Source organism: Olleya sp. UBA1516 (genome assembly GCF_002323495.1).
Lineage (GTDB): Bacteria > Bacteroidota > Bacteroidia > Flavobacteriales > Flavobacteriaceae > Olleya.
Genome location: NZ_DCQO01000007.1, coordinates 1 through 15,296 on the forward strand (window position 1 = coordinate 1; position 15,296 = coordinate 15,296).

General features: G+C 34.6%; 11 protein-coding genes. All 11 read right to left on the reverse strand.

Features of this window, described 5'->3' with window-relative positions; translation table 11 throughout:
* The coding region (locus tag B2989_RS03760; protein WP_292944355.1) for a heavy metal-binding domain-containing protein at positions 1-210 on the reverse strand (210 nt) is incomplete at its 3' end.
* Entirely contained in the window at positions 200-682 is a 483-nt protein-coding gene (locus B2989_RS03765; RefSeq protein WP_138434445.1) for a DUF305 domain-containing protein, read from the reverse strand. The genes B2989_RS03765 and B2989_RS03760, both read right to left, overlap by 11 nt.
* An 18-nt stretch (positions 683-700) precedes the next feature.
* Positions 701-3,202 (reverse strand): heavy metal translocating P-type ATPase, encoded by a 2,502-nt coding sequence (locus B2989_RS03770; protein ID WP_292944367.1) that lies wholly within the window; start codon positions 3,200-3,202, stop codon positions 701-703.
* A gap of 15 nt (positions 3,203-3,217) precedes the next feature.
* The gene (locus tag B2989_RS03775) at positions 3,218-5,560 is read right to left on the reverse strand and encodes a multicopper oxidase domain-containing protein (protein WP_292944370.1); all 2,343 of its coding nucleotides are present in this window, start codon (positions 5,558-5,560) and stop codon (positions 3,218-3,220) included.
* Between the two features lie 3 nt (positions 5,561-5,563).
* Positions 5,564-6,799 (reverse strand): TolC family protein, encoded by a 1,236-nt coding sequence (locus tag B2989_RS03780; protein WP_292944373.1) that lies wholly within the window; start codon positions 6,797-6,799, stop codon positions 5,564-5,566.
* Positions 6,796-10,497, reverse strand: coding sequence for an efflux RND transporter permease subunit (locus tag B2989_RS03785; RefSeq protein ID WP_292944376.1), 3,702 nt, complete (start codon positions 10,495-10,497; stop codon positions 6,796-6,798). The genes B2989_RS03780 and B2989_RS03785 overlap by 4 nt, the downstream gene beginning before the upstream one ends.
* A gap of 324 nt (positions 10,498-10,821) precedes the next feature.
* Positions 10,822-11,235 carry an HYC_CC_PP family protein gene (locus B2989_RS03790; protein ID WP_224742435.1) on the reverse strand — a complete coding sequence of 138 codons (414 nt, stop codon included), beginning with the start codon at positions 11,233-11,235 and terminating at the stop codon, positions 10,822-10,824.
* Positions 11,236-11,297: 62 nt separating this feature from the next.
* Positions 11,298-13,259: a heavy metal translocating P-type ATPase gene (locus B2989_RS03795; RefSeq protein ID WP_191101285.1), complete on the reverse strand. Its 1,962-nt coding sequence runs from the start codon at positions 13,257-13,259 to the stop codon at positions 11,298-11,300.
* Positions 13,256-13,618, reverse strand: coding sequence for a DUF3703 domain-containing protein (locus tag B2989_RS03800; protein WP_191101284.1), 363 nt, complete (start codon positions 13,616-13,618; stop codon positions 13,256-13,258). The genes B2989_RS03795 and B2989_RS03800 overlap by 4 nt, the downstream gene beginning before the upstream one ends.
* 56 nt (positions 13,619-13,674) lie before the next feature.
* On the reverse strand, positions 13,675-14,088 hold the full coding sequence (locus B2989_RS03805) for a Fur family transcriptional regulator (protein WP_191101283.1): 414 nt from the start codon (positions 14,086-14,088) through the stop codon (positions 13,675-13,677).
* 2 nt (positions 14,089-14,090) lie between these two features.
* Positions 14,091-15,296, reverse strand: a complete 1,206-nt coding sequence (locus B2989_RS03810) for an efflux RND transporter periplasmic adaptor subunit (RefSeq protein ID WP_191101282.1) — start codon at positions 15,294-15,296, stop codon at positions 14,091-14,093.

The window sequence follows — 15,296 nt, forward strand, 5'->3', positions numbered from 1 at the left end:
AATTAAATCCATACCACAAATAGGACAATCGCCTGATTCTGGTTGCATAATTTGTGGATGCATAGAACACGTCCACATTTGATTGGTTTCTGAAATGGTATCGTGATTATGTACTGTATCTTTTTTTGATGAACCACCAAAAAGCAACCAACCCAATAACACACCTACTACGAGTATGCCAATATATATGACTATTTTATTATTTTTCATTCTCTAATCGTTTTATCATTGCTTTCATTTCTCCTATTTCTTTACGTTGTGCTTTTATAATGTCTTCTGCTAATTTCTTAACTTCTGGGTCTTGAATATCTGCTCTTTCACTTGTTAAAATAGCGATAGAATGATGTGGTATCATTGCTTTCATCCAAAGGACATCACCAATAATTGGTGCTTGTGTTCTTACCAACCCTAATGCACCTACAAACAGAATAAAACTACCCGCGAGTATGGCGATATTCTTCTTTTTATCATTATACATTTTTCGCATAAAAAACCACATTATTACTGCCATTGTTGAAATTCCTAAACACGTCATATAGAATCGTGTTAAACTAAACCATACGTGGTCTATGGAATAGGTGTTTAAATACATTGTGATGTACATTGCTACAAATGAGCAAGCCAACATTATAAAGAAGGTTTTGTAATTTCCTTTGTTTGAGTGTTCTTTTGGATTTTTCATAATTATTTGATTTTATAGTTATACTTTAATTGTTCTTAATCGTAGTGCGTTACCTATTACCGAAACCGAACTAAAACTCATTGCTAAAGCTGCTATCATTGGCGAGAGTAGTATTCCGAAGAATGGAAACAACACACCTGCTGCAATAGGTACACCTAAAGTGTTGTAGATAAGTGCAAAAAATAGGTTTTGCTTAATGTTCTTCATTACAGCATTACTCAATTTTTTTGCTTTTACAATACCGTGTAAATCGCCTTTTACTAAAGTTATCATAGCACTTTCTATCGCTACATCTGTTCCTGTTCCCATTGCAATACCTACATCACTTTTTGCCAATGCTGGTGCATCATTAATTCCATCACCTGCCATAGCAACTACTTTTCCATTTTTTTGTAGTTTCTCTACTTCTTTGAGTTTGTCTTCTGGTAGCATACTGGCTTTAAAATCTGCAAGATTTAGTTCTGATGCTACTGCTTGTGCTGTATCGTGATTATCACCTGTTAGCATTATTACATCTATCCCTTTATCTTGAAGTGCTTTAATCGCTTTAGCACTTGTTTCTTTTATCTTATCGCCTATAACTACATATCCAACTACGGTTTTATCTATTGACAAATAAGAAACTGTTTTACCCTGTTTTTGGTAAGATTTAGCTTCGTCTTTCATTTTAGAGATAATATCTGCTTTGGCATATTCCATCATTTTAGGATTACCTAATGCTACTTTTTTATCTTTTATGGTCGCTTCAACACCTTTTCCTGTGACTGCACTAAAATCTTTGGACTTTAAAATTTCTGCGTTGTGTTCTTTGCCATATTTAACTGTCGCTTCTGCTAAAGGATGTTCGCTATTGGTATTTAATGACACGATGTATTGTAGCACTTCTTTTTCGCTTAAAGCATCATTAAAAGCACCAACGGTTTCAACTGTTGGCTTTCCTTCGGTAATTGTTCCTGTCTTGTCAACGATAAGCGTATTTACCTTATCCATTTTTTCAAGAGCTTCAGCATTTTTAATCAATACACCATTTTGAGCACCTTTACCCACACCAACCATTACAGACATTGGTGTTGCTAAACCTAAAGCACAAGGACACGCAATGATTAGTACTGCAATCGCATTTACAAACGCATACACATAAACTGGTTCTGGTCCCCAAATTGACCATATAATAAAAGTGATAATAGAAATAAGAACTACAACTGGCACAAAATAACCTGAAACTTTATCTGCTAAATTTTGAATAGGTGCGCGACTTCTACTGGCATCATTAACCATATGAATGATTTGCGATAATAGCGTGTCACTTCCTACCTTTTCGGCTTTCATTAAAAAGGATTGATTACCATTAATTGTTCCGCTACTTACTTTATCTTCTTGAGATTTGTTTACAGGAATAGGTTCTCCTGTAATCATAGATTCGTCAATAGTTGTTTCGCCTTCAGTTATCACACCATCCACAGGAATTTTATCTCCTGGTTTCACTTTTAGAATATCATTTAATTCTATCTCGTCAATACTGACTTCAATTTCTTCACCATCTACTATTTTTATGGCTTTATTAGGTGCTAACTTTAGTAACTCTTTTACTGCCGAATTGGTTTTACTATGCGCACGAGCTTCTAACAACTGACCTAAAAGCACTAACGTTAGAATAACTGTTGCTGCTTCAAAATAGACGTGAACTGCACCTGATTCAGTTTTAAATTGTTCAGGAAATACATCTGGAAACAACATCCCAAATACACTAAATAACCAAGCCACACCTGCACCGATTCCAATGAGTGTAAACATATTGAGATTCCACGTTTTTATGCTTCTATAAGCACGCTCAAAGAACATCCACGTAGCGTAAAAGACAACTGGAATGGATAATGCAAATTGAATCCAATTCCAATTTTTTTGTTCCATTATATCGTACAATGGATTGTTATTGAGCATTTCGCTCATTGCAATTATAAAAATTGGTAATGTGAATGCAGTTGCAATCCAAAACTTCTTCAATAATTTTTTATAGGTCTTTTCTTCTGCTGAAACATCTGGTTGCATTGGTACTAAATCCATCCCACAAATAGGACACGAACCTGCTTCGTCTTTGACAATTTCTGGATGCATAGGACACGTCCATTGTTCTGCTGTTGATGTGGATAGATTTTGTTCTTCCACCAAATCCATTCCGCAAACAGGACAATCGCCTGGTTCATCATAAGTTTTATCGCCTTCGCAATGCATAGGACAATAAAATGTACCTGTGCCTTTTGCTTTTGGTTGTTTTTCCTTTTTATCTTCTAAATGGTGATGCTGTTCACCTTGTTTATGAATACTGTATCTCCCACCTTCATTTTTTAAGGCTTCTTGAAATGTTTCTATAGGAATATGCGATTCCATTTCGATTGTAGCTTCTGCCTTTTCTAAATTGACTGTTGCTTTTGAAACGCCTACTACTTTATAGAGTGTTTCCTCAACGTGACTGCGACAACCGTTGCAAGTCATTCCGTGTATGTGATATTTATGTTTCATTGTTTACTTTTATAATTAAAATCTTACCAAAAGTCCGCCACCCCAACCATATCGGTTGTTATAGTTTCCTTGAATTGAAAAATTTCGTGATAAAATATAAGAGGCTCCAACCAACCATTGGGTTTCGCCATCGTATGAATTATTATTCTCCAAATTATTGACCCAACCAAAGTCAGCTCTATATTCATATTCGCCTTCTATAAAAAATCTTGGAAAAAGTAGAAGCTCTCTATCTAAGCGAATTCTAGGACGCAGTTGATGGTCCATACTCACATCTACATTAAATCTATATGGTGTGAAATATTTAACGCCAACTAATCCTACGGTATTAAACGTGTCATAAGAATCTGGTGTTGATGTTTCGGTGTTTAAACCTGCATAAACACGTACCCAATCATTTAAGTATCGGTTATAATTTACTTCTGCTTCAAGATTTTTATTATAATCCAATTCGGTTCTTAAACTAAATTCATTTCTAATATTACTGGACATAAGGTTTAATTCTGTGAAATTTGAACCTGCACGAGCACTTCCCCAAGAATAATAATGATCAGTTTCATTGATGAGTTTTTGAACTGGATATGCTTCCATCCTTTCATCTCGTGGTGTGTCATAACTAAATACTCTTGCCATACCACCCATCATATGATATAATACGTGACAATGAAAAAACCAATCGCCATATTCTTCGTTATAAAATTCAATAACTACTTTTTGCATTGGTGGCACATTAACCGTATGTTTTAATGGCGAGCGTTCTCCGTTTTCATTAATAACCCTGAAATAGTGACCGTGAAGATGCATTGGGTGGTGCATCATTGTTAAGTTATTTAAGGTTATTCTTGTAACCTCTCCACTTTTTATTTTAATTTTATCGGTTTCGGATAATGGCACACCATTTATACTCCATACATAGCGTTGCATATTACCAGTTAGATTAAGTAAAATATCATTTATAGGTATGTCGGACTTATAAGTAGTATTTTCTTTTGCCTCTAAAAAGTCATAGTTGAAATATGTTTTACGTGCATCATAATCAAACGAAGTCCAATCTTTTTGCATCATAAACATGTCATGTTTCATAGGTATTGAGTCTTTTTTCATTTCCATCTTATCCTTTTCATTCATCTTCATATCCATTTGGTCATTCATCTTACCATCTTTCATCGACATCATATTGTTCATCTCCATTTTCATGCTGCCGTCTTTCATATCCATCTTCATTCCATACTTTTCCATTAAAGCTTTAGGTGTATTTTTCTTTTGATTACCTGCCATTGCAGGTGCTCCCATTTTCATATCCATTTTTGCCATTTGCTTCATCATTGCTACTTTGTCTGGTCTATCTATTACAGTTGCAGGAAAAAGTTTTCCAGTACCCAAACGAATTGATGTGTAGCCCGACCCATCTTGTGCGGTTGCAGTTACTTCTAATGTACCGTTTGGTATCGTAACTATGACATCATAGGTTTCTGCTATACCAAAGAGAAACCTACTTTTATTGACTGGTGTGACATCGACACCATCACTTGAAACGATTGTAGCATTACCTGCTCCAAAATCCATCCAATAATAAGTTGAGGCAGAGGCGTTGATAAACCGAAGTCTTACTTTTTCTCCAGGTTTAAACTTTGGATATTCTGCAAGTTTTTTACCATTAGAAAGAAATGCAGGGTAATAAATATCTGCAATATCTGCGCCTTCCATTCTATCGCGCCAAAACTTAAATTGCGCACCTAATGCACCTTCTTTTATAACTCTGCTTAATGGAACTGCTGTACCTTTTTTAACTTGATACCACTCGTTTCCTCTTTTAAGGTTACGCAATACGTTCATTGGTTTTTCATTTGTCCAATCGGAAAGGACTACAACTAAATCCTTATCATAGTCCAAGGTCTTTTCTTTAGGCTTAATAACTATTGAGCCATAAACCCCTTTTTGCTCTTGCAACATCGTGTGGGAATGATACCAATATGTACCAGATTGGTTGATAGGTATTTTATACTGAAATGTAGTATTTGGTTTTATAGGTGGTGTTGTTAAATAAGGAACACCATCATAAAAATTAGGAAGTATTAAACCGTGCCAATGTACAGATGTTTCTTCATCCATTTTATTGGTTACATTAATAATAGCGAGGTCACCTTCATTAAAATCTAAAGTAGGACCAGGAATCCCACCATTAATTGTCATTCCGTTTACAGTTACACCTGCAAGGGTTATTTCATTTTCTTTTATAGTAAGGTTATACTCTTGTATGTTTCGGCCTTCTTCTTTTCTATCTTCACCATTTGTACCAACTTGGGCAAATGCCATTGAAGTTAGAAACAAGAGAAATATTGTGTTAAATGTTTTCATTGTTTACTGAATTAAATAATTAATGATTGTACTTTGCACATAGTAGGTCTTCACAGATTCTATTTGGTTCATTTGAAATTTTAACTGCAACTCTTGAATATCCAAAACATCATTAAAATCAATCGTTCCTGTTTCATAGCTTTTGATTAAAATATCTTCTGCATCTTTGGCCTGCTTTAGGTTTTTGGTTTGGGTAGCATAACTTATTCTTGCAGAAATGCGTTCGTTATTCGCTTTGTCTAAAAGCGTTTCCAATGCATTTAAACGTTCCTGTTTTTGAGCTGTTATTTCTTGCTGTTGCAATTCGTTTTGCTTGGTTTGCGATTTATATTTTTTATTGAAAATTGGGATAGAAACTGAAACCATTGGCATTACAATATCCTTACCGTTGTCACTAAAATCCATATCTGGACGTTTTTCTACGTTTATATAATCCAAGCCAAATCCAATCATTGGACTACTTTCTTTTTGATTTAATAATTCTGATTGCTCTATGGATTGATAGAGTTTATCATATTTCAGCAATTCAGGATGTAATGCTAAATTTTCAGAATTAATATCAAAGTCTTCTGAAGGTATCATTAAACTATCTACCACATTCACGTTAACATCATTTTCTCTATTTAATAGATTATTGAAGTTAGTTTGTTCTGCTAAAAATTGTTGACTTAAAACATCTTTTAGTTGTTGCATTTCGTTTTGACGCATCTGTAATCGTAATACATCTACTGCTGATGCCTTACCAACTTCAACAGATGTTAGTGCTAATGTTTCGTAAGTTTCTAATAGTTTGATGTTTTCAGCTAAAACCTCTTGCTTTGCTTTGTTGGCGTATAGATTATAATAGGATTGTGATACCGAAGCCATCAACTTTCGCTTTGCGATAACAATGTCCTCGTATTTAGCATCTGCCAATGAACTCACATAGTCTTCTCTCGATGTAATGGTACCGAACCACGGTAACATTTGTTTAGCAGATACTTTAAAACGTTGTGCTCCTGTTCTGGTTTCCGGCTCACTTACAAAATAACCAACACCAAATTCGGTATTAGGAATGGTGTTGACCTCGTTTACTTTTTCTGAAACTCTCTTGTACTGTAACTCGAACTTTTGAATTTCTGGATTGTTTGTTAAGGCTTCATCTATGAGCACTTCTAATTGTTGTGCATTTCCTTTGAGAACAAAGAATAACGAACAAAGAATAACGACTGTTTTTATATGTGATTTTATCTGTTTCATTTTACAGTTCTTTTAAGTTGAATTTCGGCTTTCCAGCTAAATAATACTGGTACAACAAACAAAGTGATTAAGGCTATAAGCATTCCACCAAAACTTGGTATTGCCATAGGTATCATTATATCACTTCCTCGACCTGTAGAGGTTAATACTGGTAATAATGCTAAAATGGTTGTAGCTGTAGTCATTAAACACGGTCTGATTCGTTTTTTACCTGCTTCCACTATGGATGCTCTAATTTCCTTTTTATTCTCTGGTGTGTTTCTATCGAATGTTTGGGTTAAATAAGTTGCCATTACTACACCATCATCGGTTGCTATACCGAAGAGTGCAATAAACCCAACCCAAACCGCTACACTTAAGTTGATTGGGTGCATTTGGAATAAATCGCGTAGGTTTTCACCAAAGAAATTGAAGTTTAAAAACCAATCTTGACCATAGAGCCAAATCATTATAAAACCACCTGCAAACGCTACTGCGATACCTGTGAATACCATTAAGGACGTACCTATCGAACGGAACTGGAAATACAGAATTAAGAAAATGATTGCCAATGCTAACGGTACAACAACCGATAAGGTTTTTTCTGCTCGTAACTGATTTTCATACGTTCCTGTGAATGCATAGTTGATTCCTTTTGGAACTATCAATTCACCAGAATCTATCTTTTCTTGAATCAATGCTTGTGCATTTTCAACAACGCTTACTTCTGCAAAGCCATCTAATTTATCAAACAAGACATAACCTACCAAAAAGGTATCTTCACTTTTAATAACTTGTGGACCTTGTTCATATTTTATTGTTGCCAATTCGCTTAATGGCACAGGACTGCCTTTTTCAACTGGCACATAAATCTGTTGTAAGTCGGTTGGGTTTGCACGTAATTCTCTTGGGTATCGTACTCGAACACCATATCGCTCTCGACCCTCAACCGTTTGAGTTAATACCATACCACCAACTGCTACTTTTAATACATCTTGAACATCTTGTATTGAAATTCCATAACGTGCAATTTTTTCTCTATCAATATCAATAAGCAAATATGGCTTCCCAACAATACGGTCTGCAAATACAGCTTCTTTTTTAACACCTTCAGCTTCCTTGATGATGTTTTCTAATTGCACACCAAACGCTTCAATCTGCTTTAAGTCTTGACCTTTTACTTTAATTCCCATTGGCGCTCGCATTCCTGTTTGAAGCATTACCAATCGGGTTTCAATAGGTTGTAGTTTGGGTGCAGAGGTTACACCTGGCAATTTGGTAACTTTTACAATTTCATTCCAAATATCGTCTGGTGATTGTATTTCTGGTCGCCAATTACGGTAGAATTCGCCATCATCGTCGGGAATGAGTTGTTCTTTTGCATTAAGAGATTGCCACGCTTCACTCTGTTCCGCTCGCAATGACATTCCGTTTTTTAACACATACTCACCATCATCATTGACTTTGTAACGTTGGCGTTGACCATATTCATTCAGCATATATTCTGGTTTGTACTGAATGATATTTTCATACATTGAAAGTGGTGCTGGGTCTAAAGCTGATTCTGTACGACCTGCTTTACCAACTACGGTTTCAATCTCTGGAATACTGGCGACAGCCATATCCAATTGCTGTAAAACACGTTTGTTTTCTTCTACACCAGAATGTGGCATCGAGGTTGGCATTAGTAAAAATGAGCCTTCATTTAATGAGGGCATAAACTCTTTACCTGTGTTTTTCATAATGAAAAAACCAGCAATTACAATTGCAGTCGGAATTGAAAGAAATAGTAACTTATTATCTAAACACCATCTTAAAATGCGTGTGTAATATTTGATGAATAATGAGAAAACACCTAATAAACCAAAGCAAATAACACTCACAAAAATGAGATTCCAAAAAATGCTTTTATCAACGCCTAATGGTCTCCAGTATTCGGCTAACAAGAATACAATAGCTGATACTGAAATAATGATATTGATAAGATTAGCTTGCTTGTCTGTTATCTTACTTTGAAGATTGAAACCTGCTGTAATTCCAAACGCTATCAAAATCAATCCTAACCAATATCCATAGACTATTGCTACGATTCCGAATGCTATTAAAACGCCATTTAAAACATATTTAAAAGTGTTTTTAATGTTTTTCTTTCTGAATAAAAATGCAGCAAACGGTGGAATTAAAAATAACGCTACTATTATAGAAGCTGTTAATGCAAAGGTTTTTGTAAAGGCTAATGGTCTGAATAATTTACCTTCAGCACCTATCATTGTAAAAACAGGAATAAAACTGATAATCGTAGTCATAACTGCCGTTACGATTGCGCCTGAAACTTCGGATGTTGCGTTATATACTACTGTGTTAATGGATTGATTTCCATCATCTTCATCTAAATGCCGAATAATATTTTCTGATAGTATGACACCAACATCGACCATTGTACCAATAGCAATAGCAATACCTGATAAAGCGACAATGTTGGCATCTACACCAAAGAGTTTCATTGCAATAAATACCATTAAAACTGCAACAGGTAATAGTCCAGAAATTAGTACGGAAGCTCGAAGATTAAACACCATAATAATTATTACTAAAATGGTAATCAATATTTCAAGAGTTAAGGCTTCATTGAGTGTACCTAAAGTTTCTTGTATCAGTTCTGTTCTGTCATAAAAAGGCACTATGGTTACTTGCGATGTTCTTCCATCTGCCAAAATTTTTGAAGGTAATCCTGCACTTAATTCATTAATTTTTTCCTTTACGTTATTAATGACTTCCATTGGGTTTGCTCCATAACGAGCTACCACAACTGCACCAACAACCTCTGCACCTTCTTTATCTAATAAACCACGTCTTGTTGCAGGACCTAATGAAACTTTACCAATATCCTTTATCTTAATAGAAGTGTAATCTTCGGAAGTAACTACTGCATTTTCAATGTCTGAAATGGATTTCACATAACCCAAACCACGAACTAAATATTCGGCTTGGTTAATTTCCAATGTTTGTGCACCAATGTCTTTATTGCTTTCCTTAACTGCTTTTACAACTTGGTTTAAACCAATGTCGTATTGACGCATCAATTCTGGATTCACATCTACTTGGTATTCCTGTACATAACCACCAATAGATGCAACTTCAGATACACCACTTGCAGAGGACAGCGCATACTTTACATAGTAATCCTGAATACTGCGTAACTCTTGCAAATCCCAACCACCAGTTACATTTCCGTTGTCGTCACGACCTTCAAGCGTGTACCAAAATATTTGTCCTAATCCTGTGGCATCTGGACCCAATGCAGGATTAACACCTTCGGGTAATAAACCACTTGGTAAGGAATTAAGTTTTTCGAGAATACGACTTCTACTCCAGTAAAATTCGATGTCTTCTTCAAAAATAATATAGATACTTGAAAAGCCGAACATAGAAGAACTACGAATGGTTTTTACTCCAGGAATCCCTAACAAGGATGTGGTTAATGGGTATGTAATTTGGTCTTCTATATCTTGTGGCGAACGACCATCCCACTTTGTAAATACAATTTGTTGATTTTCTCCAATATCCGGAATGGCATCAACAGCCACAGGATTACTTGGTAAAAATCCTGTATCCCAATTAAAAGGTGCATTTACTGTTCCCCATCCTACGAAAAGGACGAGAAGTAGTACTGCAACGAGTTTATTCTCGATGAGAAATTTGATTGCTTTATTAAGCATAAATTTTGATTATTAAACAGTTAGACATTGGTAGAATACCTGATAAACTTCAAAATAATCGATTGAATTAGTTTACTCACATCTATTCTATAGCATAAATAGGTGTTCGTAATGTGCTTCGCAGTTCTATTTCCTTTATATTTCAATATAAAATAGAACCGTAACTTTGGCTATGCTTATATTTTCTATTTCATCTAAAGAAAATATAATTCAAATTCACTATCAATCATTTTAAAATTCATTCGGTATTAAGAAAACACCGAATACAGCAAATTATCCTTACAACATTACTGTCATAGGATAAAAGAGTCTATTGTTTAAAAATCAAATTAAGTATGTCTCGTCAATCTTGTAGAGTTGCCTTATGACGAGTGGTGGTTTGTATTCTTCGTAAGTAGAAACGTTATTTTCTAAACCTTCAAAAAGGTTAATGTAAGTGTAAACAAATGAAGCGATGAATACCTGTTGCTCAAATGAGATTTTGTCAACTTGCAATTGTAATTCATCTTGACCATCGACAACTAATTGTTCCTCATCACAACAATTTTTCTTGGTGATTGAACAACCATCAGTTGAAGGTTTTTCCATTTCCATACCGCAACCTTTGGCTTTATGGAAAATAGCAGTTTCTACTAAAATATCTCCACAATAATGCATATTCACAGTAAATGACATTGTAGAGCATAACACTACAAAAGCCATTGCTAAAGACATTATTTTATGGAAAAACTGCTTCATACTGTTTGCGAAGTTACGAAATTTTAACAACTATTGATTTTGTTTAACAGAAGTTTAATTGACTAATCTGCTAAATCCCAACTCATACGTTGTAATCTAACTGCATTCAAAATTGCTAATAATGCTACTCCTACATCTGCAAAAACTGCTTCCCACATTGTAGCTAAACCACCTGCTCCCAAAATCAAGACAATGACTTTAACACCAAATGCTAAAATGATATTCTGCCAAACAATTTTTCGTGTGGAACGACTTATTTTTATTGCTCTTACAACTTTTGAAGGTTGGTCGGTTTGAATGATAACGTCTGCTGTTTCAATAGCTACATCACTACCTAAACCACCCATTGCAATACCAACGTTACTCGCTGCTAAAACTGGTGTATCGTTAATACCATCACCTATAAAGGCTATTTTGTTTTCAGGATTTTTCTTTAAAATTTCTACTTCGTTTAATTTATCTTCTGGTAGCAAACCACCTTTAGCATTTTCGATGTTCAACTCTTTAGCGACTTGTTGCGTAATGGAATCTTTATCACCGGAAAGCATCATAATATTTTTAATGCCTACTTTGTGTAATGCTGTAATAGTTTCTTTTGCATCTTCCTTTAATTCATCTGCTATGACTACATAACCTGCAAATTGATTATCGATTGCAACTAATACTATCGATTCTACAATAGATTCCGTTTCAGATGGAACATCAATATTATTAGTAGTCATTAAGGCTTTATTTCCTACTAAAACTGTTTTACCATTTACAATGCCTTTTAAACCTTTACCTGCAATTTCAGAAACGTCTTGTGCTTCAAAATCCTCTCCTTCAGCCTTATACTCTAAAATTGCTTTAGCAATTGGATGTGTGGATTGTTCTTCCATCGCCATTAAGTATTGCATAAATTCGGTTTCATTCCAACCGATTGCTTTTACTTCTTTGATTTTAAAAACACCTTTGGTAACGGTTCCTGTTTTGTCCATTACCAAAGTATTTATCTTGGTCATTGCATCTAAAAATGAAGCACCTTTAAATAATATTCCATTTTTTGAAGCTGCTCCCAATCCACCGAAATAACCTAATGGAATTGAAATCACTAACGCACAAGGACAAGATATTACCAAGAAAATTAATGCTCTGTATAACCAATCTCTAAAGACATAATCATCTACAAAAAAGTAAGGTATAAAAGTAACACCAAAAGCTAAAAACACTACAATTGGTGTGTAGATACGAGCAAACTGTCTGATAAACAATTCTGTTTTAGATTTACGTGCTGTAGCATTTTGAACCAAGTCTAATATTCTCGCAATAGAACTGTCTTCAAACTTATTGGTTACCTCAACTTCAATAACGCTTTCTAAATTAATACTACCTGCGTAAACCTTGGCTTCTTTCTGAATAGAATCTGGTTTGCTTTCGCCTGTTAATGCTGCTGTATTTAAAGATGCTTTTTCGGATAATAAAATACCATCCAATGGAATTTTTTCGCCTACACGAATTTGAATTTTCTCTCCAATATTTACAGCTTCTGGCGACACACTAACATAATCACCATCACGAAATACATTGGCTTCTTTTGGCCTAACATCCAATAATGCTTTTATATTTCCTTTTGCTCTATTTACTGCTGCGTTTTGAAATAATTCACCTACTGCATAAAATAGCATTACTGCAACACCTTCTGGATATTCACCAATTATAAATGCACCAATTGTAGCAATAGACATTAAAAAGAACTCGGTAAAAACATCGCCTTTTATAAGACTTTTCCATCCTTCTTTAATTACTGGAAATCCAACAGGAATATATGCTAAAGTGTACCAAACTACTCGAATCCATCCTTCAAATTGAGGAATGGTATCAAAATAATCTACAGCGATACCTACCATTAACATAACAAAACTTATAATAGCAGGAATGTATGTTTTGAATGCACTTCCATTTCCGTGGTCGTGACCATCATCGTGAGAATGTTGTTCTTCTGAATTTGGTTTTAAATCTTTTAAATTGACTTTCTTTTTTTTCATTTAATATCTAATAATTTTTCAATGTCATTGGGAATAGGCATTCGTTTTAATGGTGGCACGTTTGCTCCACCTGTATTACCAAGTGGAACGTGATTTATAAATGATTTCCAGCCACCCACAAGCAACCTAATTATTTGACCTATTACTTCTTTAGTATCTTTTTGTCTAAATCCAAACTTTAGCATAAGCCAATGTGAATAGGTATGTTCTATAGGATAAGATTGTCCTATTATATGACTACGTTCTAAATGATACCAAGCATCACCAAATTGTTTATTTTCTAAACAGAAACTGTATTGTTTTATTTCTTCGTTATACGCCTGTTTTAGATTTTTAGGTATTTTAGTATTAAACTTCATATCCTCTAATTTTGGATAAATGTACTTTAATAGTAAGTGCAATGGAAGTGCAATAATTAGACACTACACTTATCGCAAATACCTTTTACCACCAAATTTACATTCTCTGACACAAAACCATCTGGCACTTTTATTTGAGGTATTTTATGTTCTGTTAAGCAAATGGTTTCATTGCAATTATTACAATGGAAATGTAAGTGCAAATCGGTTTCAATTTCACAATTACATCCCTTTTCACATAATGCATATTTTGTAATCCCTGTACCATCGTCTATTTGATGCACAATAGCCTTTTCTTCAAAGGTTTTAATAGTTCTGTATAAAGTGGTTCTGTCTGCTTTTGCGAAAGCATTTTCAATATCACTTAAAGTAACAGCGACCTCTTTTTCTGCAAGAAACTTATATATAAGCAAACGCATTGCTGTAACACGAATATTTTTTGACTCTAATACTTGTTCTATTGTTTCCATAATTAATGTGCGTGTTCTGCTTCTCCTTTTTTCATTTCTGCGTTAAGATAATAAGCATTGTTATAAGCAAATTTTGTATTACTTTCTATGTTTTCAGTAAATTGAACCGATACCCAATCACCATCTTTAGTGCCTAACACAACTTCGATAGGTTTAAAGCTCCAATCGTCATTTTCTTTTTCTACTGAAAACACATAATATCTTTCGCCTTCTTTTATAATTGCACTTTCTGGTAAAGCTTTTGTTTGGGTATTATCTACTTGAATTTTACCTTGAATATACATACCAGGAATTAAGTTACCTTTTTTGTTTTCTATTTCTGCGTGAACGTGGACTGCTTTTGGGTTGTCCTCAAAGGTTTTGCTTACGGAATAGATTTCTGCGATAAGCTCTGCATTTGGTATGGATTGTACCGTAAAGTTAACTTTCTGACCTTTCTGTACTTTATAAACATCTTTTTCAAAAACCATTAAATCGGCGTGAACGTGATGCGTATTTACAATTTCAAATAATTCGGTTTGTGGCTCTACATATTGACCTGTTTTTACTTCAACTTTTTGCACAAAGCCTTCTATTGGACTTCGCAATGCTATGCGCTGTGCAATTGTTCCATTGCGAACTGATGTAGTGTTAACGTTGAGTATTCTTAATTGCGCTTCTAAACCATTAACCATTGCTTTTGATACTTGATATTCTGCTTCTGCTTTCTGGAAATTAGCACCAGAACCAACACTAGCATCGTATAATTTTTGTTGACGTTCATAATTTTTCTTTGCAAGCTCGCTATTGCTATAAGCGTTTAAATAATCCGTTTGCGCTTGTATGATATTTGGGTGCGATAGATAAGCCACAACTTGACCTTTATTAACCTTATCACCTTCAACCACTTCAATTGAAACGACATTTGCACCAACAACAGTAGTAATAGCTGCTTCGTTTTGTGGTGGTACTTCTAACGTTCCGTTTGCTTCTACATAGCCGCTCATATTACGTAATGCTAACGTATCTATTTTCATTTTCAATGCATCGAATTGCTGTTGTGAAAGCATTACTTCGTCTTCATCGTGATGCTCTTCGTTAACTTCTGTTTTTTCTTCCTCATCGTGGGAATGACCATCATTCTCGTTATGATTTTCTTTATTTCCGCAAGCTGAAACAAATATGGCTAACACGATTACGGTAAGGATTTTATATATTTTGTTTTTCAT